The organism is Comamonas nitrativorans (assembly GCF_042654765.1).
Classification (GTDB): Bacteria; Pseudomonadota; Gammaproteobacteria; order Burkholderiales; family Burkholderiaceae_C; genus Comamonas; species Comamonas nitrativorans.
On sequence record NZ_JBHSEW010000009.1, the window covers coordinates 25,106 to 48,971 of the forward strand.

A 23,866-nucleotide genomic window follows, 5' to 3' on the forward strand; every position below is an offset into this window, starting at 1 on the left:
TTGCCATGCCTGTTCCCACCGCATCTGCCCCTGCCGCCCGCACGGCCCGGGCGGCCATCACCATCGTCGTACTGGCCGCCTTGCTGAGCCTGCAGCCCGTCACCACCGACGTTTATCTGCCCGCCCTGCCCGCCCTGACGCAGGCCCTGGGCAGCACCGTGGCCGCAGGGCAGCTCACCCTGAGTGCCCTGCTGCTGGCCTTCGGCTGTTCGCAACTGGTCTGGGGGCCGCTGTCCGACCGCTTTGGCCGTCGCCCGATCCTGCTCTGCGGCATCGTGCTGTACGCCCTGGCCTCGGTGGGCAGCGTGGCCGCCGCCAGCATGGACTGGCTGATCCTGTGGCGCACCGTGCAGGGCGCGGCGATGGGCGCCGTGGTGATGTGTGCCCGTGCCATCGTGCGGGACCTGTACGACCCCGTGGCCGGGGCACGGGCCATGTCCAAGGCCTTGACCGGGCTGGGCGTCGTGGCCTGCCTGTGCGCCCCGGTGGGCGGCCTGCTGGCCCAGATGCTGGGCTGGCGGGCTCCGCTGGCCGCCGTCACGGTGTATGCCCTGGCCTGCCTGCTTCTGGTCTGGCGGTATCTGCCGGAGACCCTGGCCCGCCCCAACCCCCGGGCACTGCAACCGGGCACCCTGGTGCGTACCTGGAGCCTGGTGCTGCGCCATCCCACGTTCTGGTCGTACTCCCTGCTGACCACGGCCTCCTACGGCGGCCTGTTCACCTACCTGGCCACGTCCTCCTTCATTTTCATCGGCGTGCTGGGACTCAGCCGCACCCACTACGGCTGGGTGCTGTTCACCTCGGGGCTGGCGTACTTTCTGGGCACCTTCCTGTGCCGCGCCCTGATGGCCCGCTGGGGACTGCAACGCACCGTTGCCATCGGCGGCCTGCTCAGCATCACCGGCGGCACGCTGCTGGCCGGTGCCGCCTTCCTGGGCTGGCACCACCCGCTGGCGCTGCTGTGCCCGTTCTACATCTTCGCCCTGGGGCACGGCATCCACCAGCCCTGCGGCCAGACGGGGTGCGTGGCGCCCTTTCCCCAGGCAGCGGGCGTGGCCTCGGCGTTCAACGGGTTCATGATGATGTTGCTGGCCTTTGCCATTGGCCTGTGGCTGGGCCAGCAGTCCAACAACACGATCTGGCCCCTGGTGTACGGGGTGTGGGGCTGCTCGATCGCCCTGGCCATCGTGGCCTGGTGGCCTGTGCAAAAATTCGCGCCTTCGTCCTAGCCGTTCCCAGCCTGCACAGTGACTGTCCCTGCCCTGCCCTGCATCGCCATCGCCGGCCCCACCGCCAGCGGCAAGACGGCCGCCGCCCTGGCCCTGGCCGCCGCTCTGGCCTTGCGCGGCCAGGGGTGCGAAATCGTCAGCGTGGATTCCGCCCTGGTCTATCGCGGCATGGACATCGGCACCGCCAAGCCCAGCGCCGCCGAGCTGGCCCGGGTGCCGCACCACCTGATCGACATCCTCGACCCGCTGCACAGCTACAGCGCCGCCGAATTTGTACGCGATGCCACGCGCCTGATTACCGCCATCCGCCAGCGCCACGCCGTGCCGCTGCTGGTGGGCGGCACCATGCTCTACTTCAAGGCTCTGATGGACGGCCTGGACGACATGCCCGCCGCCGACCCCGCCACCCGCGCCCGGCTGGATGCCGAGGCCGCCGAGCACGGCTGGCCCGCGATGCACGCCCGGCTGGCCGCAGTAGACCCCGCCACCGCCGCCCGGCTGGCCCCCAACGACAGCCAGCGCATCCAGCGTGCCCTGGAGGTGTGGGCCACCACGGGCCAGCCCCTGTCCCACTTTCATCAGGCAAAAACCAGAGCTGCCAGCGCAAACCCCATAAGCGCTGGTGCCTTTTTTTCCTTGGAACCGGAGAACCGCGCCTGGCTGCACGAACGCATCGCCCGGCGCTTCGACGCCATGCTGGAGGGCGGCTTTCTGTCCGAAGTGCAGCAGCTCCGCGCCCGCGGCGACCTGCACCCGGATTTGCCCAGCATGCGCTGCGTGGGCTACCGCCAGGCGTGGGAGGCGCTCGACCTGGCCGCCGCCAGCGGCCTCCCTTCCGATCAGCCCGACCTGCCCGGCCTGCGCGAAAAAGGCATCGCCGCCACGCGCCAGCTGGCCAAGCGCCAGATCACCTGGCTGCGCTCCATGCCCCAGCGCCAGACCATCGCCTGCGACGCGCCGGAGGCCGAGCAGCAACTGGTGCAGGCCGCGCTGGCCTGCCTGCCCCCGGCACGCGGATGAACTGCCCCGGCTCCGCGCTGAACGGACTGGGGACGGGCAGGTGAACAAATAAAATATGAGCTTCTACCGCTTTCATAACAATCGATTCAGATATTTTTTATTCTGAAAACAATTACTGACAAGCGATAGAAGCTATCTTTTTTATAAATTCAGCAGTGCTTTCTCCATCTGCTGCTGGAACAGCTCCGCGTCGCCCAGCGCCTGGGCATTGAGCAGGGCCAGCTTCACCAGAAACAGCGCACGCTTGTCTTCTCCGGCGCGGTCTATGGCCTGGGCCAGGCGGTCGTACACCGTTTCCAGGCCGTCCAGGGTCAGGGTAGTGATGGGAGATGTCATGGCTTGTTGCTCCTTCATTGCATCGATTTTCAGATCATCGCCAGCGCCGCCTGCAGGCGCGTGGCGTCCAACGTCAGCCAGCGGGCGCAAACGTGCTGATCGGGGCGCAGCAGATAGGCCGCGCCGTCGGCCTGCACGCCGTAGCGCTGGCGCAGCCGGCCGCTGGCATCGGCCAGGGTCTGGTCGGCCCCGGCCACTGCCTGCGCCGCGCCGATGGCCGTCACGCGCAGCGTCAGGCCGCGTGCGCGGGCCTGCTCCACCACCGCCAGCAAAGGCCGGGGCAGGGCCTCGCCCTGGGTGAAGTACAACAATTCAAAGCCGCCCCCCAGGTGGTCGAGCAGGTAGTCGTTCGCGCCCAAGCGGATGTTTTGCGGCGGCGCTCCGTGCGCCGGGCCTGCGGTGAACAGGGCGTTGTCGTCGCCTGCGCTGTTCAGCGCCGAACGGCTGTACTCATGCGGACGCGAAGTACGCCAGTGGTACAGCGGACGGACAAACTCTTCGGTCAGCGACAGCGACAGCACGGCATCCCGCAGCAGGGCGAAACCACCCGCCGGCGGGGCCATGAAACGGGTGCTTTTGCCCGCCTCGTCAATAATTTCCCGCGCCGCGCCAACCCGCTCGGCACTGTAGTTGGCCAACAGCTTGCCGCCGCCCAGCCCCCTGAGGGTATAGGCCAGATGCCAGGCCAGGGATTGGGCATCCTGAAAGCCCGTGTTCGCCCCGCGCACGCCAAAAATAGGCAGCAGGTGGGCCGCATCGCCCACGAACAGGATATTGCCGTGCACGTAGTCCGGCAGCGTCAGGGTGCGGGCGGAATAAACCGAGCTCCAATCCATCTCCCAGGGCGTGCCGCCAAAGCCGATCATCTCCAGCTGGGCGTCAATACGCGCCTTGAGCGATTCGGGGCGCAGCGCTTCCTCCGGAGTTTCGCCCTCGGGCAACTGGTAATCGACGCGCCAGATGCCATGCGGCTCGCGGTGCATCAGGATCGTGTTGCCTGGATTCCAGTCCGGGTCGAAATAAGCCAGGCGCTCCGTCGGCAGGGGCAGATCGACCCTGATGTCGGCAATCACGAAAAAGCCCTCGTACGAAGCCCCCTCCATGCGCAACGCGCAAGCCTCGCGGATGGCGGAACGTCCGCCATCGGCAGCCACCAGCCAGCCGGATTCCAGGACGTACCCCCCCTCCGGCGTATCGACGCACACGCTGACATAGCCGTCGTGCTGCGTCACCGCTGCAGCCTTGTTGCCCCAGCGAAAGTCGATCAACGGATTGGCGGCGCAGGCTTCGTACAGGTACTGCTCCAGGTACTGCTGCTGCAGGTTAAGCATGGGGTAATAGCGATCATTCTCATCGTGCGGCGCTTCCATACGGAAACACAGCTGGTTGCGATAGAACGAATTGCCAAACCGCCAGGGCAGACCGGCCGCCGTCATGCGATCGGCCACCCCCACCTGTTGCAGGATTTCCATCGAGCGGCGCGTGAACACAATTGCCCTGCTGCCTTGGGAAAACTGCAACTCGGCATTCAGCACCACGCTGGCAATCCCGTGGCGGGCCAGCTCCAGAGCCGTGACCATGCCTGCCGGGCCGGCCCCCACAATAACGACCTGCTGACGTACCTGCGGCCCGTGGGCCGAAGGCAGCCACGGGGCAAACACCTCATACGGGTAGTAAATGGACGGACGCGGCTCTGTAGTGGGTTGGTGCATGTTTGTCTCCAGGTAAAAAATCAGAAAAATCGTGCGGGCACGCCACCAAGCGCCGATGCAGGCAATCAGGCGCGGACGTTATGGGCAATGAGGCGGTCGAGCAGGGCGCTGAACTGCTCCAGCTCGGCGGTGCTCAAGCAGCCGAAAATCTCCCGATTGCGGCGCAGAACCAGCGCATGGGCCGCCGCGCAACGCTCCCTGCCTGCGGGCGTCAAGGCCAGAACCACCCCCCGGCCATCCGCAACGCTCTCCGTTTTGCTGACCAGTCCCTGCTCGACCAGCGCCTGGGCAGCGCGGCTGGCCTGGCTTTTATTCAGATTGGATCGCCGGGCCAGGTCTTTGACGGACAACGGCTCAAAACTGCCGATGGTGATCAGGCACCGCCCGTCACTGAGCGACAGCCCCGTCTCCTGCACGTAGGCGTGCTGGCTCGAAGGGTCCGACAACTTGCCCAGCATGTGCAGCCGGTAGGTAAACATGCGGTCCAGAGGCAGATCGAACGGATCCTGGGCAGCAGTGCGAAGAGTGGTCATAAGCATGAATCCTGGTTCCGTGCCGGGCCTTTGCCCGCCACGCCGAGAGGGAAGTATCCAAATTATTAGTTGCATACGCAACCAATAACCCGGCAATTTGGTTGCGTATGCAACAAATTAGGGCGCAAAAAAGCCGGTTCCATACGCACGAAACCGGCTTGAAGTGACCGCCAGACGCAATCGCCCGGCGCCTGGAAAAGCCTACATCTGGCTTTGCAGATAGTTCTGCAGCCCCACCTGTTCGATCAGGGCCAGCTGTTTTTCCAGCCAGTAGGTATGGTCTTCCTCGGTATCGCGCAATTGCTGCAGCAGCATGTCGCGGCTGACGTAATCGCCGTACTGTTCGCACAAGGCCATGCCCTTGCGCAGGTTGTCGCGCACCGAGTATTCGGCCGCCAGATCCTTGCGCAGCATGTCGGGCACGTTCTCGCCCAGGTTCAGCTCCTTGGGACGCATGTCGGGGCGACCACCGAGCATCAGGATGCGGCGCAGCAGGGCATCGGCGTGCTGGGTTTCTTCCTGCATTTCATGGTCCATGCGGGCAAACAGCTTGCTCAGGCCCTGGTCTTCGTAAATGCGCGAATGGGCAAAGTACTGGTCACGGGCCGTCAGCTCGCCGCGCAGGAGTTCTTTGAGGTAGTCGATGACTTCGGGATGGCCTTGCATGGTATGAACTCTGAAGGGTTGTAAAGCCGGGAGTATCCCGCACCGGGCCTCGGGAATCAAAGCCCGCCGGCAATTCCCGGGGGCCAGCGTTCTGGATGCGTGCCGTAAGCAGAGGCATTCGCATCCTTTGTCCCACTACGCCGCCGCCACGCCGCTGTAGGCGAAGAACCAGTTCCTGAACCGCCCCAGCGCGTCGTCGCCCGCCTTGTCCTCGCGGTAGGCAAAGTAGTGGCGCGATTCCTCCAGCACCAGCTCCTGCACCACGGGCCGGGTCAGCAGCCCCTGGTCGATCAGCGGGCGAACCAGATGGTCGAAACCCAGCGCCACGCCCTGGCCGCTCAAGACCATCTGGATCAGCAGGTTGTAGTCGTTGGCGTTGAAGTAATGCGCCCCGTTCTTCAGGCGGTCTTCCATGTCCAGGCGATGCACGGCCAGCCACACGCTCCAGTCCACATGCTCGGCCACCTGGGAGCGGCCATAGGGGCTGAGGTTGAGCAGCACGCCGTTGCGCAGTGCTTCCAGGTTGGCGATTTCGGGGTGCTCGCCCAGGTACTGCGGCGTGCAGACCGGGTAGATGCGGTCGTGGAACAGCGGCACGCTGGCGTAGCCATCGCGCAGGCGCGACATCTTGGTGATGAAGATGTCGGGCTGGATGCCCGGCTCCAGCGACAGAAAGTTCTGCGTGGTGACCAGGTCGAGGTCGATGTCCGGGTTGGCGCTGAAAAAGCTGGGCAGCCGGTGCGCCATCCACAGCGCCGAGAACGCGGGCGAGCAGCACAGCTGCAGCGTGCGCCGGGCGTTGCCGCCGTAGTCCTTGCGGATACGCGCCGCCGCCTGGGCGATGTTCAGAAAGGACAGTTGCGCCGCGTCGAAAAAGATGGAACCCGCCGTGGTCAGCCGCACCGAGCGCCCGGTGCGCTCGAACAGGGCGGTGCCCAGGTGTTCCTCCAGCTCGCGGATCTGGCGGCTGATGGCGGCCTGGGTGACGCACAGGGTTTCGGCAGCGCGGGTGAAGCTCTGGTAACGCGCAGCGGCCACAAAGCAGCGCACGGCCCGCAGCGAGGGCATTTTGAGCAAAGTCTGGTCGGAGGCGGGGGGATTATTCATAACACCAGGTTATCAATTCATGGCCGGAAATGTTAATTGTGCAGTGTTTTCAGAATACCTAGACTTCGTCCGCCTGGAAAAAACATTATCTAGGTAATAACCCTAGGAAGTGAAACACCCGTTTATATCCGCTAGAGGGGTTATTTTTTATTCCAGACGGGATATTGCAAAGCCTGGGTGCCATTGAATAACACGCTGGTTTTTGCACGGCATTTGCAAATCGGAAAATAACAGGGGACTTGAATGACCAAAGTAAGCGTGACACCCAAAGACGACGCCCGGTGCGGCTGGTTCCATACCGCCCCGGCCCGTCTGCCCAGGCCCGCCCATCGCGGCGAGAAAGCCGTCCGCTGGGCGGTGATCGGCGCCGGTTTTACCGGCCTGGCTGCGGCACGGCAACTGGCGCTGAATTTTCCCGGCGATGAAATCGTGCTGATCGAGGCGCAGGAGGTGGGCTTCGGCACCTCGGGCCGCAATGCCGGTTTTGCCATCGACCTGCCGCACGACATCGGCGCGGACGATTACATCGGCGACATCGGGATCGCCAAGACCACCCTCCAGCTCAACCGCCTGGGCCAGAACACGCTGCGCGATCTGGTCGAGCAGCACGGCATCGACTGTCACCTGCGCTCCAGCGGCAAATACCAGGCGGCGGTGGAGAATCGCGGCATTGCCGTGCTGGACGCCTACCGGCGCGGGCTGGACAAGCTGGGCGAGCCTTACGAAATGATTGCCGGCAAAGACCTGCCCGCGCACATCGGCACGGCCTTCTACCGCCAGGCGCTGTTCACCCCCGGCACGGCCCTGGTGCAGCCCGCCGCCCTGGTCAAGGGGCTGGCCGACAGCCTGCCCGGCAACGTCACCCTGCACGAGAACACGGCGATCACCGAAGTGGACTATGGCGACAAGGTAGCACTCACTCACGCCAATGGCCGCATCGTGGCCGACCAGATCATCCTGGCCAACAACGCCTTTGGCGCCCGCTTCGGCTTTCTCAAGGGCACGGTGCTGCCCATGTACCTGTACGCCAGCCTGAGCCGGCCACTGACCGAGGCCGAGCAGTCCGCCCTGGGCGGCCAGCCCTTCTGGGGCGTGATTCCCGCCGACCCCTTCGGCAGCACGGTGCGCCGCACGCACGACAACCGCATCCTGATGCGCAACAGCTTCAGCTTCAACCCCGGCCAGCAGTCCAAGCCGCATTGCCTGGAGCGCTTCGCCCGCAACCACCGCCAGTCCTTCGAGCGGCGTTTTCCGATGCTGCCGAAGGTGGAGTTCGAATACACCTGGAGCGGCTCGCTGGCGCTGACGCAGAACCACAAGGGCTTTTTCGGCCAGCTTGCGCCCAGGGTCTACGGCGCCCTGTTCTGCAACGGCCTGGGCGTGACGCGCGGCACCGTCACGGGGATGCTGCTGGCCGACATGGTGGCAAACAAGTACCACCCGCTGATGGACTTCCTGCTGGACACCTCCGGCCCCAACCGGCTGCCGCCCGAGCCGTTTTTGTCCATCGGCGTGAATGCCACGCTGTGGTGGGGCCAGATGCGGGCGGGCAGGGAAGCCTGATTCAGGCACCGCCGGATTCAACTTTTTATTTTTCTCATTTTTTGCTGAATGCTGCCATTCATTCAGCGGGATTTTTGCCCCCTATTCTCATTACAACGACTGGAGATAATCACCATGCAAAAAAACACGACATCCATCGAGGATGTGCCATTGAACGGCTTTCACCAATTGCTTACCGTGCGCTCGGGCGGCGGCTGGGTGATGGATGGCTATATTCTCAGCATTATCGGCGTGGCCCTGATGCAGGTATCGGCGGAACTGAAACTCTCCGGCTTCTGGGAAGGCATGATTGCCGCCTCGGCGCTGCTGGGCATTTTCTTCGCGGGCTTTTTCGGCGGCTGGCTCACCGACAAGCTGGGGCGCCAGAAGCTGTATTTCGTGCCGCCGCTGCTGTTCATCGTCTGTTCGCTGGCGCACCTGTGGGTGGAATCGGCGCTGGCGATCTTCCTCCTGCGCTTCATCATCGGCATCGGCGTGGGCATCGAATACCCGGTGGCCAGCTCGCTGCTGGTGGAATTTCTGCCCAGCAAAAGCCGTGGCCCCCGGCTGGCGGCGCTGACGATTCTGTGGTTTGCCGGTGCGGCGCTGGCCTACATCGCAGGCAACGCCATCCTGAGCGCCGCCGGCCCGGACGGCTGGCACTGGGTGCTGGCCAGCCCCGCGCTGCTGGGCGTGCCGCTGCTGCTGGTGCGCCTGGGCACGCCGGAATCGGCCCGCTGGCTGGTCAGCAAAGGCCGCCATGCACAGGCCGATGGCGTCATCAAAAAGGTCTACGGCCCCGGCTTCTCCCTGGCCAACATGCCGGTCGTGGCGGCGGAAAAGAAAGTGTCCCTGGGCACGCTGATCCAGTCCGGCTACGGCAAGCGCCTGATGTTCGTCGGCGTGTTCTGGGCCTGCTCGGTGATTCCGGTGTTCGCCGTCTATGCCTTCGTGCCCAAGGTGCTGGATGCCCTGCACCTGACGGGCGACTGGGCCGCTTATGGCTCGATTGCCATCACCTTGCTGTTCGTGGTGGGCTGCATCGTTGCCACCCCCCTGGTCAACAGCATGGGCCGCCGCCCGTTGCTGATCTGGAGCTTTCTGCTGTCGGCGCTGGCGCTGCTGGGCCTGGGCACGTTCTCGGACGCCGCAGAGTGGCTGGTGCTGACCTTCTTCGGCCTGTACGCGCTGTTCATCGGCGGTGCGCAGGTGCTGCAACTGGTGTACCCGAACGAGATTTTCCCCACCGACATCCGGGCCGCCGGCGTGGGCATCGGGGCGTCGATCTCGCGCATCGGCGCGGCAGTCGGCACCTGGCTGGTGCCCCTCTCGCTGGCCAGTATCGGCATCGGCCACACCATGTATGCGGCGGCGGCGGTGTCCATCGTCGGCCTGCTGGTGTCGATCTGGCTGGCCCCGGAAACCCGTGGCATGAGCCTGGAAGACGCCGCTTCGCTCAACCGTTAATTCCCCCAACCTGTGTGCCGCCACAGGCTGGATTGGCGGCATTTTTTCAAGGAAATCATCATGCAATTCGAAGGCATCTACACCCCCGCCATCACCCCCCTGGCCGCCGACGGCAGCATCGACAAGGCTGCGTTTGCCGAGGTGCTGGAGTCGCTGATCGCCGCCCGCGTCCACGGCATCGTCATCGCGGGTTCGACCGGCGAGTATTACGCCCACACCACGCAGGAGCGCCTGGAGCTGGCCACCTACGCCAAGGAGGTGATCGGCACGCGCGCCCAGCTCATCATCGGCACCGGCGCGGTGCGTACCGAGGAATCGGTGGAGTACGCCAGACTGGCCAAGGTGCTCAAGGCCGACGCCATTCTGGTGGGCACGCCCCCCTACGCGCTGCCGACCGAGGCCGAGAACGCCGCCCATGCGCTGGCCATCGACGCCGCTGCGGGCCTGCCCGTCATGCTCTACAACTACCCGGGCCGCATGGGCATGTCCATGGGCCGCGAGTTCTTCCAGACCGTGACACAAGCGTCGAAGAACTTCGTCGCCATCAAGGAAAGCTCGGGCCAGACCGGCCAGCTGCACATGCTGGCCTGCGAGTTCCCGCAGATCGCCCTGTCCTGCGGCTGGGATGACCAAGCGCTGGAGTTCTTTGCCTGGGGCGCACGCAGCTGGGTCTGCGCGGGCTCCAACTTCATCCCGCGCGAACACATTGCGCTGTACGAAGCCTGCGTGGTCGAAAAAGACTTCGACAAGGGCCGCCGCATCATGGCTGCGCTGATGCCGCTGATGGACTTCCTGGAAGGCGGCAAGTTCGTCCAGTCCATCAAGTACGGCTGCGAGCTGGCCGGTCTGAAAACCGGCGGCGTGCGTGCCCCTCTGCAAGGCATGACGGACGCAGAAAAGCAGGGCCTGCAAGCCGTGGTCGCCAAGCTCAAGAGCGACGTGGCCGCCATCACCGGAGGCAAGCACTGATGGCCGCCGAACTGCTGACCGCCGCCCGGTACGCGGCCCTGGCCCAATCCATCCAGCTGCCGACGCAGGCTTTTGTGGACGGCGCTTTCCGCCCCGCGCTGTCGGGCAAGACCTTCGAGACGACCAACCCGGCCACCGGCCAGTCGCTGGCGCAGATCGCCGCCTGCGGCCCCGAGGACGTGGACGTCACCGTGGCCGCCGCCAAGGCCGCGTATGAGGATGGCCGCTGGAGCCGCCTGTCGCCCAATGAGCGCAAGCACATCCTGCTGCGCTTTGCCGACCTGCTGGAGCAAAACGCCCACGAGCTGGCCGTGATGGAGACGCTGGACAGTGGCAAGCCCATCCGCGAATGCCAGAACACCGACGTGCCCGAGGCCATCCACACCATCCGCTGGCACGCCGAGCTGATCGACAAGCTCTACGACCACACGGCCCCGGTCGGCAGCAACGCGCTGGCCCTGGTGGTGCGCGAGCCGATCGGCGTGGTCGGCCTGGTGCTGCCGTGGAACTTTCCGCTCTTGATGCTGGCCTGGAAGATCGGCCCATCGCTGGCCGCGGGCTGCTCCATCGTCGTCAAGCCCGCCAAGGAAACCACGCTGACCGCGCTGCGCGTGGCCGAGCTGGCGCACGAAGCTGGCGTGCCCGCAGGCGTGTTCAACGTGCTGCCCGGCGGCGGCCGCGACGTGGGCGAGCCGCTGGGCCGCCACCGCGACGTGACCATGGTCAGCTTTACCGGCTCCACCGACACGGGCCGTCTGTTCCTGCAATACGCGGCGGAATCCAACCTCAAGCGCGTGGTGCTGGAGTGCGGCGGCAAGAACCCGGCCGTCGTGCTGAACGACGTGAAAGACCTGGACACCGCTGCCCAGCACATCGTGGCAGGCGCGTTCTGGAACATGGGCGAGAACTGCTCGGCCTCCTCGCGCCTGATCGTGCATGAGGACATCAAGGCTGCGCTGCTGGAGCGCATCGGCGCCCACATGCGCGACTGGAAGATGGGCGACCCGCTGGACCCCGACAACCGCCTGGGTGCCATGGTCAGCAAGGCGCATTTCGAGAAGGTCAGCGCCTACTTCGCCCATGCGGCAGAGGAAAAGCTTGCCGTGGCCTTTGGCGGCCAGACCGAGCAGGGCGTGTTCGTGCAGCCCACCGTGGTCGATGGCGTGGGCCGGGACAGCCGTTTGTTCCAGGAAGAAATCTTCGGCCCCATCCTGGCCGTGACCACGTTCAGAACGGTGGCAGAGGCGATTGCCCTGGCCAACGATTCGGTCTACGGCCTGGCGGCCTCGGTCTATACGGACGATCTGCGCAATGCCATCAAGGTCGCACGCGCCATCCATGCGGGCGTGGTCACGGTGAACTGCTTTGGCGAGGGCGACATCACCACGCCGTTCGGCGGCTACAAGGAGTCCGGCTTCGGCGGCCGCGACAAATCCCAGTGGGCACACGACCAGTACACTGAGATCAAGACCATCTGGATCGATACGCAGGACTAAAAACATAGCTGCTACTGCTTGTTATCATTGAATTTCAGGTATTTATTTATCTGAAAACCAATATATACAAGCGCAAGCAGCTATTTCTTTCCAAAAAATTTACCGATTACCCATGCCAAACAAGAACCGGGCCACCCTGATCGGGCTGGTCGCCATCGTGCTGTGGAGTTCCATCGTCGGCCTGATCCGCAGCGTCAGCGACCACCTCGGCCCCACGGGCGGGGCGGCCATGATGTACAGCGTGGCCTCGGTCTTTCTGCTGCTGACCGTGGGCGGCGCCAGGCCGCGCGAACTGCGGGCGTTTCCGCCGCGCTACCTGCTCTGGGGCAGCCTGCTGTTCGTCGCCTACGAGCTGTGCCTGGCCCTGTCCATCGGCTACGCCAACACGGCGCAGCAGGCCATCGAGGTGGGCATGGTCAATTACCTGTGGCCCACCTTCACCATCGTCGCGGCCATTGTGTTCAACCGGCAGCAGGCCAACTGGCTGATCGCGCCGGGCTTCGTGCTGTCCATCGTCGGCATCGGCTGGGTGCTGGGCGGCGAGCAGGGCTTCGACCTGCCCGGTATGTGGCGGAACGTGCAGGACAACCCCCTGAGCTACGGCCTGGCCCTGGCCGGGGCGCTGATCTGGGCCGGCTACTGCACCGTCACCGCCCGCATCGCCAATGGCAAGAACGGCGTCACGCCCTTCTTCATCCTGGTGTCGCTGGTGCTGTGGGCCAAATACCTGCTCCAGGGTGATGCCAGTGGCGCCAGCATGGATTTCAACCTTTCCGCCATCGTCTACCTGCTGCTGGCCGCCGGGGCCATGGGCTTTGGCTACGCGGCCTGGAACGTGGGCATCCTGCACGGCAACGTCACCGTGCTGGCGGGGGCTTCGTACTTCATCCCCGTGCTTTCCTCGGCGCTGTCGGTGTGGCTGCTGGGGGCCGCGCTATCGTGGGCCTTCTGGCAGGGCGCGGCCATGGTGTGCGGCGGGGCGATTCTGTGCTGGCTGGCGACACGGCGGTAAGAACGTGTTCACGATCTCGGCGCGAAGGGGTGCGGGAAGCGGATCGGGATGGGCTGCCAGGCGCAAACCGCCCGAGGCCGCGACTGCACACCCGCGCGGAGATCGTGAACACGTTCTAAAGCCCCTGGGCTACACCTTGTAGCTTTTGCTGACGAAGGGCACTTCCTCCACCCCGCGACGGCGATTGACGACCAGCGTCATCAGGAAAAACAGATTGCACATGGCATTGCACATGCGGGGCAGCACGTCAGGGATGGCATGTCCCTCCTGCTCGACCCGCACCAGGGCACGGATGGCTTTTTTGGCGCACGAGCGGGCCAGATGCAATTGCGGCACCGGCACCGTGCCCCGGGGCAGGATGAAGGTGTGCTGGCGCTCGCCCAGCTCATCCTGGTAATGGCGCAGGCGCTGCACCACCCATTGCACGTCGGCCTCCTCCACCGCCAGCCTGCCGCGCATCGAGCCATTGACGTGAAACGCCAGGGGCTGCAATCGGTCGAGGTCGGCAGCCAGATCGGCCATTTCCGGCGGCATGGCAGACAAGGCCATGCCGATCAGGGCGCACAGCTCGTCGGTGACCATTTCAAAATCGCACAGCGTCGAAGTCTCGTGGATGAAGGGGTAGCACAGCTCCCCATAGCTTTTACTGGGTTTCATGGTGTTCTCCTGGTGCTTTTCCGGTGGTTGCGGCCAGATTCAGGCACTGCGCCAGAATGGCTGCGGCCTTGTCCAGATGGGGGCCGGGGTGGGTGACGGTGCGGCTTTCCTGCGGGTTGAGCTGGCACACCTGACCCTGGCGCAACACCCTCAGGTTGCGCCATCCCGGGCGCCCGGCCAAGGCCCGCACACTGGCCGCGTGCGACTGGATGATGAGGTCAGGGTCGGCCCGCACCACATACTCCGGCGTGAGCTGCGGAAACCCGGTGGCGCTGGGCGGTGCGATGTTGTCCGCCCCCAGTTGCGCCAGCAATTGCCCCATGAACGAATCCGGCCCGGCGGCATACATGGCGTTGTCCACTTCCATATACACCCGCAATGCCGGCAGCCCCTGGCGCTGACGGGCCACGGCTGCGGCCTGCTGCTGCAAGCGGTGCTGCAAACCGGCCCACAGCGCATCGGCCCGGCCCAGTTGCAGGGCCGCATCGATGCGCTGCAGGGCCGCCTGCACGTCGGCCACGGTGGTGGCGTCCACCTCCAGCACGTTCAAGCCAAGCGCTTGCAGGCGCTGCTGCACGGGCGGCGTGCGCCCGGTCAGAACCAGATCGGGGCGCAATTGCACCACCGCTTCGATCGACGGCTCCCACGTCCGGCCCAGGCGGGGCAGCGCCTGCACCTGGGGCGGGTCGAGGGAAAAATCGTCCACCCCCACCAGCCGGTCGCAAGCGCCCAGGGCGCATACCGCTTCGGTGGCCGAGGGCAGCAGGGAGACGATGCGCCGGGGTGGCACGGTCTGCTGCGCCCAGACCGCAGCCGCTGCGGCCCACAGCAGCAGCCCGGCCCCCAGGCAGCGCAACGACCGGCAGGCCGCCGCCCGCACCGCTGTCAGCGCATGGCCCATTTCAGCGTCAGATAGCCGGCACGGCCCAACTGGTTGTACCCATAGGCGGTTTCATAGCGGACGTTGCCCAGATTGGCGATACGCGCCTGCAACGACCATTCGGGGGTGAACTGGTATTCGGCATAGACGTCCGCCGTGGTGTAGGCAGGCAGCGTGACGGGGACGGCAGGCCAGGGTTTGAAATCCGTATCCTTGCGGCTGCCCACGTGCAGCAGGCTGGTGCCCAGGCGCCAGGCGCCCAGTTGCTTGTCCACATTCAGGCTGGCCTGGTGCTTGGCGCGGCGCACGGGCGTTTGGCCATCGGCCTGCTTGGCATCCAAGTAGTCGTAGGCGGCAGCCACAGCCCAGCCCTGAAAGGCAAAGCCGTATTCCACGCTCCAGCCTTTCAGGCGCGTCGTGCCTGCCACGTTGGCCATGCTGGTACTGCCGGATGCAATCAGATTCTGGATTTTGTTGTCGAAGTGCAGCAGCTTGGCGCTGTGTGCACCCTGGCTCCATTGCAGACCGATTTCGTTGTTCTTGCCTTTCTCCGGCACCAGGTCTGGATTACCGCCCCACGACATACCGGGAGCGGGATAGTACAAATCGTTGAACGATGGTGCCTTCATGCTCTTGCCGTGGGCCGCATAGGCACGCAGCCCCTGCACCAGCTCCAGCCCATAGCTCAGACCGTAGGTGGTGAAGTCGCCGAATTGCGAGTTGTCGTCGTTGCGCACATTGATCTGCCAGGAATGTCGTCCGGCGCTGCCGTTCAGGCCCGCAAACACGGCATCCACCGTCCGCTTGTTGACGGCGTAGTGGTTCGAGGTGTCCACCTTCTGTTCCAGCCGCTCCACCCCGGCCAGAACCACGCCCAGGGGGGTGGTGATGGTGTTGTCCCACTTGTACTCGGTCTGGCGGGTGGTGAAGTGGTAGTCGCCCCAAGCCTGCTGCAGGCCGATCTGCTTGTCGGTCGATTCCCCCACCGACACCGTGCTGCGCCAGAGCGGCAGCACCTGACCCTGGAGCTGCACGCGTCCGACTTCGGTACGCAGGTCGTCATGGCTGCCCGGCCCGGAATCGAGGAACACCGTGCCCCGGGACTGCATCCACTGCGCCTGCACGCGCCAATCAGCGTTGAAGGCATAGCCCACGGCCACCTGGGCAGCGGTCTGGTCGAAGGCGTCGCGGTCGGGGTCGTAGCCGCCGTCGTTGGCATTGGTGGCGGAAATGCCATGCTCGGTCACACGGCTCAGGTTCAGCTGATAGTCAAAGCCGTTCTGTTCGCCGCGCAGCCCGACTGCGCCGGACTTGTGACCATAGTCGCCCAGCGTGACTTCGGCATTGCCCAGGAACGGCTTGCCCGCACCCTGGCCGCGCTTGGTGAACACCTGGATGACCCCACCCACGGCTTCGCTGCCGTACAGGGCCGAGGCCGGGCCTTTGACCACTTCGATACGCTCGATCAGTTCCAGCGGCAAATTGGCCAGGGCCGGAGCCGCTGTGGTGGCCGAGCCATAACGCACGCCATCGACCAGCAGCAAGGTCTGGCTGCTGCCTGCCCCGCGCAGAAACACGCTTTGCAGGTGCCCCCGGCCACCGTTGCTGGACAGTTGCACGCCCGCCAGGCGCTGCAACACCTCGGCCATCGAGCGGCCCGGGCCAATGGCCTCGATCTGCTCGCGGGTGATGACGCGCACGTCCGCCAGCGTCTCGTCCAGCTTGGTTTCGGTACGGGTGGCCGTGACCACGGTTTCAGCCAGCCGGGCCTCCTGTGCCGCAACAGTAGGGGCCAGGGACGAAGCGGCCAGCGCCACGGCGGCCATGCCAAAACGGGCGGGCAGGCGCACGCCGGCAGCCTTGCCCAAAGGGGAAATCAGGTTATACATAAGAGAGGAATTTGTTGGCCCCGGCGTCCCCGCCAAGGCTTCACGCACACCAGCCTGCGGGTGGGCAGGCTGGAACCTTTTTGGCCGGTATCCAGACTGGCACGCATCAGACCGGCGGCCTTCCCACAGCACGGGGCTGTAGTGGCCTGGGGGCGGGTCTGTGGTCTTGCGACCGGCGTGCTCACTGTTGCGGGGGCAGTACATGCTGCGCGGCCTGCCGTGCAGGCAGGCCAGCGGCCATGTTTCCCGTTTAACTGCCAGGCAAGAGAACTGCCTGGCGGGCACCAAAGCGGGCGATTCTAGTTAAAAAGCCGCCGCTGCCCGACGCACAAGCAACGGCGGCCATTTATCCGGGCGGGCATTCTTCACTTCCCCGGCAAACGCCCCGCGCCGTTTTTCCCGGCCTGCATGCCGATTTGCCCTGCGGCCTGCGTCCGGCCCTGGATTTTGGCCTGCAACTTGGCCCGCTCCTGCTCCCGCTCGCGGCGCTGGACGAAGCGGCGCAGCTCCTTGTCGCCGCGCCGGATATGCAGCGACAGCCAGTCGCGCAGCACGCGCGAGAGCTGGGCGGCCACGGTGATGCCGCCGGTTTGCAGGCGGCGCTCCAGGTCGTACAGGCTGTTCATGAATTCCTGGTGGCGCAGCTTGTGTTCCTCCAGGTCGGGGAAGCCCTCGCGGGCCATGATGTCTTCCTCGTGGGTGAGGTGTTCGCGCGTGCTGTCGATGGCCCGGCGCAGGATGGAGGCCACCACCGTCTGCCCCATGCCCCGGCTGGTGGCGGTGTGCAGCTCATTGACCAGATCGACCAGCACGCGATGCTCCTGGTCGATCACCCCGTTGTCGATGACCATGTCATCGGCCCACTCGAAATACGCCATAACTACCCCCCCTGTTGTAGCTGCAACGGCACGGCAGCGGCCCGCGCCGACCCCCGGCCGCCCTGGACGAGGCGGAACACGCTGACCGCCTGCACCAGGGCCGATGCCTGGGCCTGCATGGACTGGGCCGCCGCAGCGGCTTCTTCCACCAGGGCGGCGTTTTGCTGCGTGACCTGATCCATCTGTTGCATGGCCTGGTTGATCTGGGCGATGCCCATGCTCTGGTCCTGGCTGGCTTCGCTGATCTCGCCCATGATATCGGCCACCCGGCGCACGCTGACGACGATTTCGTCCATGGTGCTGCCCGCTTTTTCCACCTGGGTGCTGCCGCTGGTGACGTTGCCGACGGATTCGCTGATCAGCCCCTTGATCTCGCGGGCCGCGTCGGCGCTGCGCCCGGCCAGGGCACGCACTTCACTGGCAACAACGGCAAAGCCCCGCCCCTGTTCGCCCGCACGGGCGGCCTCGACGGCGGCGTTCAGCGCCAGGATGTTGGTCTGGAAGGCAATGCTGTCGATGATGCCGATGATGTCGGCAATCTTGCGCGAGGAGGTGTTGATCGCCTCCATCGTATGCACCACTTCGGCCACCACTTCCCCGCCGCGCACGGCGACCTTGGCGGCGCTTTCGGCCAGCGCGGCGGCCTGTTTGCCGCTGTCGTAGTTCTGGGTGACGGTGCCGGACAGCTCCTGCATGGCGGCGGTGGTTTCTTCCAGGGCGCTGGCCTGCTCCTCGGTGCGGCTGGACAGGTCCAGGTTGCCGGTGGCGATCTGGACGGCCGCCGTGGCAATGGAGTCGCTGCCGTGGCGCACACCGGTGACGATGTGCGCCAGGCTGCGGTCCATGTTGCGCAGGGCCTGGAGCAGATCGCCGGTCTCGTCGGAGTTGACGATATCGATTGCGTTATCCAGCCGCCCTTGGGCCACGGACTGGGCCAGCCCGACGGCCTGGCCTAGCGGCTGGATGATGGAACGGGTAATCCCCCAGGCCAGCACCATGCCCAGGATGGCAGCGATCACGCCGGTAACAACCACGATCCAGCGGGCCAGATCCGCATCGGCCTCGGCCCGGGCACCGTCTTCCTGGGCAATGCGTTGCTGCAAATCGCCCAGAGCGCGGCAATGCTCCGTCATCAATGCGAGTTGCACCAAGGTGACGCTCTGCAATTCATTGACGGCAGCTTCGGTATCACCAGCATCCAGCAAGGTATAAAACTTGGCCTGCGACTGCACATACAGGCTGCGGGCCTCTTCGATTTTCTTCAGCAGAGCTTTGCCCTCGTCCAGGTAGACCAGCGCTTCGAGGCGCTTTTCCGCAGCGACGAACTCCTCGCGCGAGGCCAGGATTTCATCGCGCAGCTGCTGGCGCCGCTGCGGGTCGCTGACGAGCTGCTCGACCGTGCGCTTGGCATTGAGCGCAGCAATCAGACCCAGCCGCGAAGCGGCATCGGACTTCGCCCAGGTCACGTGCGTCATTTGGCGGGTGATCTGGCTCAAGGCGTTGAGATTCCACAGCGCCACTATGGCAACCAGCAACAGCAGGGCCAGCACCATGCCGAAAGCAGCGAACAAACGCGTGCCGACGCGCCAATGGCGCAGAGGAGAGAAAAGTTTGACCATAAGAAAGAACGCTGTGAAAAGGAATCGGAAAGCTCCGCAAGGGGGCTTATGTTACAGAAAGAAACATCGATTAAAAACCGGCCCCAGGCTGGCTCAGGTATTTCACCTCCTGCGCCGTACTGCTGCGTCCAAGCACACGGTTGCGGTGCGGAAAGCGGCCGAACTGCTCGATCACGGCCTGGTGGCGCCGGGCGTAATCCAGGGTGCCGGCCAGAAAGCTGCCGACCTGGGCATCCCCCGTTTCCTGCGCCTGCGCGGCCAGGTCTTCGAAGGCAATCACGCTGTGCGTCTGCAAGGCGGCGTCTTCGGCGTGCTCCAGCGGCAGGTAGAGAAAAATCCGTGCCACCAGCGGGATGGCCGGGTCCTGATCCCTGCCGGCATCGATGCCCTGCTGCGCCAGGGCCAGCGCCAGGGCATCGCCCGCAAACGCCTTGGCCGTGCCCCGGTAGGCGTTGCGCGTGAACTGGTCCAGCACGATGATCAGCGCCAGCCAGCCCAGCGGGTGCTGCGCCTGGGATTGCAGCCTGCCGGCCAGGGCTTCGAGCAGCACGGCACCGAAGCGCTTGCGGATTTCCTCGTCGGTGGCCTCAGACTTGGTGAACCACAGGCCTTGCCGGGCCAGGGCGCTGGCGTTGCTGGGCTGTTCGCTGCCCAGCCAGTATTCCAGCACCTGGGCCAGACGGGGGTCAAGGACGGGGGTGGCGGCAGAGAAATCGAACATGGTCATGGCGGCAGCCCTTTCTTGGAACAGGTCTCAGGCAACATGATAGGGCGGCGCAACGTATCAAGAACAAGAGCTTCTTCCGCTGAAAAATAAACGATTTCAGAAATAAAACACCGTGAATCCTTTTATTTATCAGCGGTAGCCGCTATCGTTCTATCAATCCCCGTGGCTTTGCGCCAGGGCGATGAAGGCCGCCAGGTAATCGATCCCCTGCTCATCGCTGCGCACGCCCAGGTGAATCTGCTTGGCCACGCCCTGCGGCCCCAGGCGCACGGGGCGGATGTCCAGGCGCTCGGCATATTCCAGCACCAGCCAGCGCGGCAGGGCGGCCACGCCCCGGCCACTGGCCACCATCTGCAGCATGATGTCGGTGGTTTCGATGCTTTTGTGCGCGGCAGGCGCCGTACCGGCGGGCAGCAGGAACTGGGTGAAGATGTCCAGCCGCTCCGCCGGGACGGGGTAGGTGATCAGCGTTTCGCGTTGCAGGTCGGCGGGCCGGACGTAATCCACCCGGGCCAGCGGATGGCGGCTGCTGACGACCAGCACCTGCTCGTAATCGAACACCGGGGTAAAGACCAGCCCCGGCTGGTACACCGGGTCGGGGGTGACGAGCAGATCGATCTCGTAATCGAGCAGCGCCGTCAGCCCGCCGAACTGGAATTTCTGCTTCACGTCCACATCCACGTCCGGCCACGCCGCCAGGTAGGGGGCGACGATCTTCAGCAGCCACTGGTAGCACGGGTGGCATTCCATGCCGATGCGCAGGCTGCCGCGCTGGCCCTGGGCGATCTGCGCCAGCTTGGCCTCCATCTGCTCCAGTTGCGGCAGCACCCGCCGGGCCAGGATCAGCAGTTGCTGCCCCGCAGGCGTCAGGCGCAGGCTGCGCCCCTCGCGCAGCCACAGGGCGGTGCCCAGGCGCTCTTCCAGCTTGCGCACGCTATGGCTCAGGGCCGATTGGGTGACGTACAACTGCTGCGCCGCTGCGGTCAGGGAGCCGTGCTGCTCAACCGCCAGCACGATGGCCAGATGAATGCGCTCCAGAATCATGAACAAAAATAATGGATAGTTGAATTATTACCATTTTACTTCATGTACCAGGACGCCTAGGATTGCGCCCATCGAACCAACCATTGGAAAGAAAGCAATCCTTATGACCATCATTCATAACCTTGGCTTCCCACGCATCGGCGCCCAGCGCGAGCTGAAATTCGGCCTGGAAGCCTTCTGGCGCGGCGAAGCCAGCGCCGAGCAGTTGAACACCCTGGGCACCTGGCTGCGCGAACAGCACTGGCAACTGCAAGCCGGGCTGGACTGGGTACCCGTGGGCGACTTCGCCCTGTACGACCAGGTGCTGGACATGAGCTTCACCCTGGGCCACCTGCCCGAGCGGGTGCGCAACCTGCCCGGCAGCGAACTGGATCAATACTTCCGCGTGGCCCGGGGCCGCAGCGCAGGCGACAGCACCGGCGTGGCCGCGGGCGAGATGACCAAGTGGTTCGACACCAACTACCACTACATCGTCCCCGAGTTCACCGCCGACACCCGGTTTGCGCTCAACGCCAGCCGTCTGGTGCAGCAACTGGCCCAGGCCCGCGCCCAGGGCGTGAACCCCAAGCCGGTCATCGTCGGCCCCGTCACCTACCTGGCGCTGGGCAAGGCCAAGGACGACAGCAACAAGCTGGCCCTGCTGGAGCGCCTGCTGCCCGTGTACGCCCAGTTGCTGGACACCCTGGCCGCCGAAGGCGTGGAGTGGGTGCAGGTGGACGAACCCATCCTGGTGACGGAGCTGGACGCCGACTGGCAGCACGCGCTGAACACCGCCTACCACCAGCTGAAGAGCAGCAAGGTGAAGATTCTGCTGGCGAGCTACTTCGGCCCACTGCTGGACAACAAATACCTGGCCGCCAACCTGCCCGTGGCCGGTCTGCACGTGGATGCGACGCAAGATGCGGGCGACGTGCAGCAGCTCATCGGCCTGCTGCCGGCGCACAAGGTGCTGTCGCTGGGCGTGATCAGTGGCCGCAATATCTGGAAGACCGACCTGGGCGCCACCCTGGACTGGCTCGAACCCCTGGCCGAACGCCTGGGCGAGCGCCTGTGGCTGGCGCCGAGCTGCTCGCTGCTGCACGTGCCCGTCGATCTGGACAGCGAAGAAAAACTCGACCCCGAGGTGAAAAACTGGCTGGCCTTCGCCAAACAGAAACTGCAGGAGCTGCAAGTGCTGGGCCAGGCGCTGAACCAGGGCCGCGCCAGCGTGCAGGCCGAGCTGGCCGCCAACGCCGCCGCCCTGGCCCAGCGCCGCAACTCGCCGCGCGTGCATCGCCCCGAAGTGCAGGCCGCCGTGGCTGCCATCACCGCCGCCCTGGGCCAGCGCCAGAGCAGCTATGCCGCGCGTGCCCAGCAGCAGGCCGCCCACCTGCGCCTGCCGGCCTACCCGACGACGACCATCGGCTCCTTCCCCCAGACGCCGGACATCCGCCGCGCCCGCAGCGACTTCAAGGCCGGACGCATCGGCGCTGCCGACTACCAGAAAGCCATGCAGGAAGAAATCGCCCGCAGCGTGCGTGAGCAGGAAGCCCTGGGCCTGGACGTGCTGGTGCATGGCGAAGCCGAACGCAACGACATGGTCGAATACTTCGGCGAGCAACTGGAAGGCTATGCCTTCAGCCAGTTCGGCTGGGTGCAGTCCTACGGTTCGCGCTGCGTCAAGCCGCCCATCCTGTTCGGCGACATCGCCCGCCCCCGGGCCATGACCGTGGAATGGATCACCTACGCCCAGTCGCTGACCGCCAAACCCATGAAAGGGATGCTCACCGGCCCCGTCACCATCCTGAACTGGTCGTTCGTGCGCGACGACCAGCCGCGCAGCACCACCTGCAAGCAACTGGCACTGGCCATCCGCCAGGAAGTGCTGGATTTGGAAACAGCCGGCGTGCGCGTCATCCAGATCGACGAAGCGGCGCTGCGCGAGGGCCTGCCCCTGCGCAAGAGCCAGTGGCACGAGTACCTGGACTGGGCCATCGAGAGCTTCCGCATCACCGCCAACGGGGTACAGGACGGCACGCAAATCCACACCCACATGTGCTACAGCGAGTTCAACGACATCATCGCCGCCATTGCGGACATGGATGCCGACGTGATCACCATCGAAACCTCGCGCTCGGACATGGAGTTGCTGGATGCCTTCGAGAACTTCCAGTACCCCAACGAGATCGGCCCCGGCGTGTACGACATCCACTCGCCCAACATCCCGACCCAGGCGCACATCGTGCAACTGATGCAGAAAGCCGCCCAGCGCATCCCCGCCGAACGCCTGTGGGTGAACCCGGACTGCGGCCTGAAAACCCGCCAGTGGAACGAAGTCATCCCCGCGCTGCAAGCCATGGTGGCCGCCGCCCAGGAGCTGCGTGCTGCGGCATGATGACTATCAAATAGCAGAGCTTCTTCCGCAGGTAAATAAACGATTTCAAAGTGTTTTCTATCTGAAATCGTTTATTCATCAGTGGAAACAGCTATGAAAATAGCCCCATCCTTACGGTTGGGGCTATTTTTTATCGTCTGTTGAATCGCCGTGCCGGCGGGTCGGCAGACCGGCGAACTGGCGGGCGGGCTATTGCAATGTTTCTCCGCTCACCTTGGGCAAGGCCAGCGGCAGCACGGGCACACCCTCCTCCAGCAATTCCCGGGCCTGTGCGGGCGTGGCCTGGCCGCGAATGGGTTTTTCCTCCTGTTCGCCCCGGTGCATGGCCAGGGCCTGCTCGGTAAAGCGCGTGCCCACATCTTCGCTGCCCTGGGCCAATTGCCGCGACAGTTGCAGCCAGGCCGCCTGCATGGCGCGGAGCTTTTCCGGCGCACTGTCCGGCAGGGTCGCCACGGCAGCGGGGGCTTCCGTGGTTTTTGCGGCGTGCGGCGCCACAGCGCCCAGGTTCAGCCGGGGGGCGCTCAAGCCCTTGGTAATTTCCTCGTCGCCGCACAACGGACATTGCAGCAGGCCGCGCTGCTGCTGGTTCCGGTAATCGGCTTCGGAGCCGAACCAGCCTTCGAAAATATGGCCTTGGCCGCAGCGCAAGTCAAAAACCTTCATGGCAGCCCCTCTTTAAAACTAAAAAAGGAGGAAGAAAAACAAACGG

Annotated in this window: 21 protein-coding genes and 1 riboswitch; of the genes, 8 read left to right on the forward strand and 13 right to left on the reverse strand. The window is 65.0% G+C overall.

What is annotated here, in order from left to right:
* The first annotated feature begins 5 nt into the window (after window positions 1–5).
* Window positions 6–1,229 (forward strand): multidrug effflux MFS transporter, encoded by a 1,224-nt coding sequence (locus ACFO3A_RS10845; protein ID WP_377726262.1) that lies wholly within the window; start codon window positions 6–8, stop codon window positions 1,227–1,229.
* A gap of 18 nt (window positions 1,230–1,247) precedes the next feature.
* Window positions 1,248–2,249 (forward strand): tRNA (adenosine(37)-N6)-dimethylallyltransferase MiaA, encoded by a 1,002-nt coding sequence (miaA, locus tag ACFO3A_RS10850; protein WP_377726264.1) that lies wholly within the window; start codon window positions 1,248–1,250, stop codon window positions 2,247–2,249.
* 141 nt (window positions 2,250–2,390) lie between these two features.
* Here the strand turns inward: miaA and ACFO3A_RS10855 are convergent, their stop codons facing one another.
* The 5 genes from ACFO3A_RS10855 to ACFO3A_RS10875 form a co-directional block, all read right to left on the reverse strand.
* Window positions 2,391–2,585, reverse strand: a complete 195-nt coding sequence (locus tag ACFO3A_RS10855) for a DUF2783 domain-containing protein (protein WP_377726265.1) — start codon at window positions 2,583–2,585, stop codon at window positions 2,391–2,393.
* 29 nt (window positions 2,586–2,614) lie between these two features.
* Window positions 2,615–4,297, reverse strand: a complete 1,683-nt coding sequence (locus ACFO3A_RS10860) for an FAD-dependent monooxygenase (RefSeq protein ID WP_377726267.1) — start codon at window positions 4,295–4,297, stop codon at window positions 2,615–2,617.
* A gap of 65 nt (window positions 4,298–4,362) precedes the next feature.
* Window positions 4,363–4,830, reverse strand: a complete 468-nt coding sequence (locus ACFO3A_RS10865) for a MarR family winged helix-turn-helix transcriptional regulator (RefSeq protein WP_377726268.1) — start codon at window positions 4,828–4,830, stop codon at window positions 4,363–4,365.
* Window positions 4,831–5,031: 201 nt separating this feature from the next.
* A complete protein-coding gene (gene bfr / locus ACFO3A_RS10870) occupies window positions 5,032–5,496 on the reverse strand; it encodes a bacterioferritin (RefSeq protein WP_377726269.1) in 465 nt (154 codons plus the stop codon).
* A 135-nt stretch (window positions 5,497–5,631) separates the two neighbouring features.
* Window positions 5,632–6,603 (reverse strand): LysR substrate-binding domain-containing protein, encoded by a 972-nt coding sequence (locus ACFO3A_RS10875; RefSeq protein ID WP_377726270.1) that lies wholly within the window; start codon window positions 6,601–6,603, stop codon window positions 5,632–5,634.
* Window positions 6,604–6,846: 243 nt separating this feature from the next.
* Between ACFO3A_RS10875 and ACFO3A_RS10880 the strand changes: the two genes are divergently transcribed.
* The 5 genes from ACFO3A_RS10880 to yddG all read left to right on the forward strand — a co-directional run bounded on the left by ACFO3A_RS10880 (window position 6,847) and on the right by yddG (window position 13,089).
* Window positions 6,847–8,166, forward strand: coding sequence for an NAD(P)/FAD-dependent oxidoreductase (locus tag ACFO3A_RS10880; protein WP_377726271.1), 1,320 nt, complete (start codon window positions 6,847–6,849; stop codon window positions 8,164–8,166).
* A 114-nt stretch (window positions 8,167–8,280) separates the two neighbouring features.
* A complete protein-coding gene (locus tag ACFO3A_RS10885; protein ID WP_377726273.1) occupies window positions 8,281–9,612 on the forward strand; it encodes an MFS transporter in 1,332 nt (443 codons plus the stop codon).
* 60 nt (window positions 9,613–9,672) lie between these two features.
* Window positions 9,673–10,581, forward strand: coding sequence for a dihydrodipicolinate synthase family protein (locus tag ACFO3A_RS10890; protein WP_377726275.1), 909 nt, complete (start codon window positions 9,673–9,675; stop codon window positions 10,579–10,581).
* Window positions 10,581–12,077: an aldehyde dehydrogenase gene (locus ACFO3A_RS10895; RefSeq protein WP_377726276.1), complete on the forward strand. Its 1,497-nt coding sequence runs from the start codon at window positions 10,581–10,583 to the stop codon at window positions 12,075–12,077. Before ACFO3A_RS10890 ends, ACFO3A_RS10895 begins: the two co-directional genes overlap by 1 nt.
* Window positions 12,078–12,189: 112 nt before the next feature.
* Window positions 12,190–13,089 (forward strand): aromatic amino acid DMT transporter YddG, encoded by a 900-nt coding sequence (yddG, locus tag ACFO3A_RS10900; RefSeq protein ID WP_377726278.1) that lies wholly within the window; start codon window positions 12,190–12,192, stop codon window positions 13,087–13,089.
* Window positions 13,090–13,218: 129 nt separating this feature from the next.
* Here yddG and ACFO3A_RS10905 read toward each other — a convergent pair whose 3' ends face one another.
* From ACFO3A_RS10905 to ACFO3A_RS10935, 7 genes are all read right to left on the reverse strand, one after another.
* A complete protein-coding gene (locus ACFO3A_RS10905) occupies window positions 13,219–13,746 on the reverse strand; it encodes an ATP:cob(I)alamin adenosyltransferase (protein ID WP_377726280.1) in 528 nt (175 codons plus the stop codon).
* Window positions 13,733–14,647 carry an ABC transporter substrate-binding protein gene (locus tag ACFO3A_RS10910; RefSeq protein WP_377726282.1) on the reverse strand — a complete coding sequence of 305 codons (915 nt, stop codon included), beginning with the start codon at window positions 14,645–14,647 and terminating at the stop codon, window positions 13,733–13,735. The genes ACFO3A_RS10905 and ACFO3A_RS10910 overlap by 14 nt, the downstream gene beginning before the upstream one ends.
* Window positions 14,632–16,515 carry a TonB-dependent receptor domain-containing protein gene (locus ACFO3A_RS10915; RefSeq protein ID WP_377726283.1) on the reverse strand — a complete coding sequence of 628 codons (1,884 nt, stop codon included), beginning with the start codon at window positions 16,513–16,515 and terminating at the stop codon, window positions 14,632–14,634. Before ACFO3A_RS10915 ends, ACFO3A_RS10910 begins: the two co-directional genes overlap by 16 nt.
* Before the next feature lie 65 nt (window positions 16,516–16,580).
* Window positions 16,581–16,819, reverse strand: a riboswitch (cobalamin riboswitch).
* A gap of 61 nt (window positions 16,820–16,880) precedes the next feature.
* Window positions 16,881–17,393, reverse strand: a complete 513-nt coding sequence (locus ACFO3A_RS10920) for a bacteriohemerythrin (protein WP_377726285.1) — start codon at window positions 17,391–17,393, stop codon at window positions 16,881–16,883.
* Window positions 17,394–17,395: 2 nt separating this feature from the next.
* Entirely contained in the window at window positions 17,396–19,012 is a 1,617-nt protein-coding gene (locus ACFO3A_RS10925; protein WP_377726287.1) for a methyl-accepting chemotaxis protein, read from the reverse strand.
* 70 nt (window positions 19,013–19,082) lie between these two features.
* On the reverse strand, window positions 19,083–19,739 hold the full coding sequence (locus ACFO3A_RS10930; protein WP_377726289.1) for a DUF924 family protein: 657 nt from the start codon (window positions 19,737–19,739) through the stop codon (window positions 19,083–19,085).
* A gap of 153 nt (window positions 19,740–19,892) precedes the next feature.
* Window positions 19,893–20,780 (reverse strand): LysR family transcriptional regulator, encoded by an 888-nt coding sequence (locus tag ACFO3A_RS10935; protein WP_377726500.1) that lies wholly within the window; start codon window positions 20,778–20,780, stop codon window positions 19,893–19,895.
* 106 nt (window positions 20,781–20,886) lie between these two features.
* On the opposite strand from ACFO3A_RS10935, the gene metE reads away from it, so the two are divergent.
* Window positions 20,887–23,157: a 5-methyltetrahydropteroyltriglutamate--homocysteine S-methyltransferase gene (gene metE, locus ACFO3A_RS10940; RefSeq protein ID WP_377726292.1), complete on the forward strand. Its 2,271-nt coding sequence runs from the start codon at window positions 20,887–20,889 to the stop codon at window positions 23,155–23,157.
* A 189-nt stretch (window positions 23,158–23,346) separates the two neighbouring features.
* Here the strand turns inward: metE and ACFO3A_RS10945 are convergent, their stop codons facing one another.
* Window positions 23,347–23,820, reverse strand: coding sequence for a DUF1178 family protein (locus ACFO3A_RS10945; RefSeq protein ID WP_377726293.1), 474 nt, complete (start codon window positions 23,818–23,820; stop codon window positions 23,347–23,349).
* Window positions 23,821–23,866: the final 46 nt, after the last annotated feature.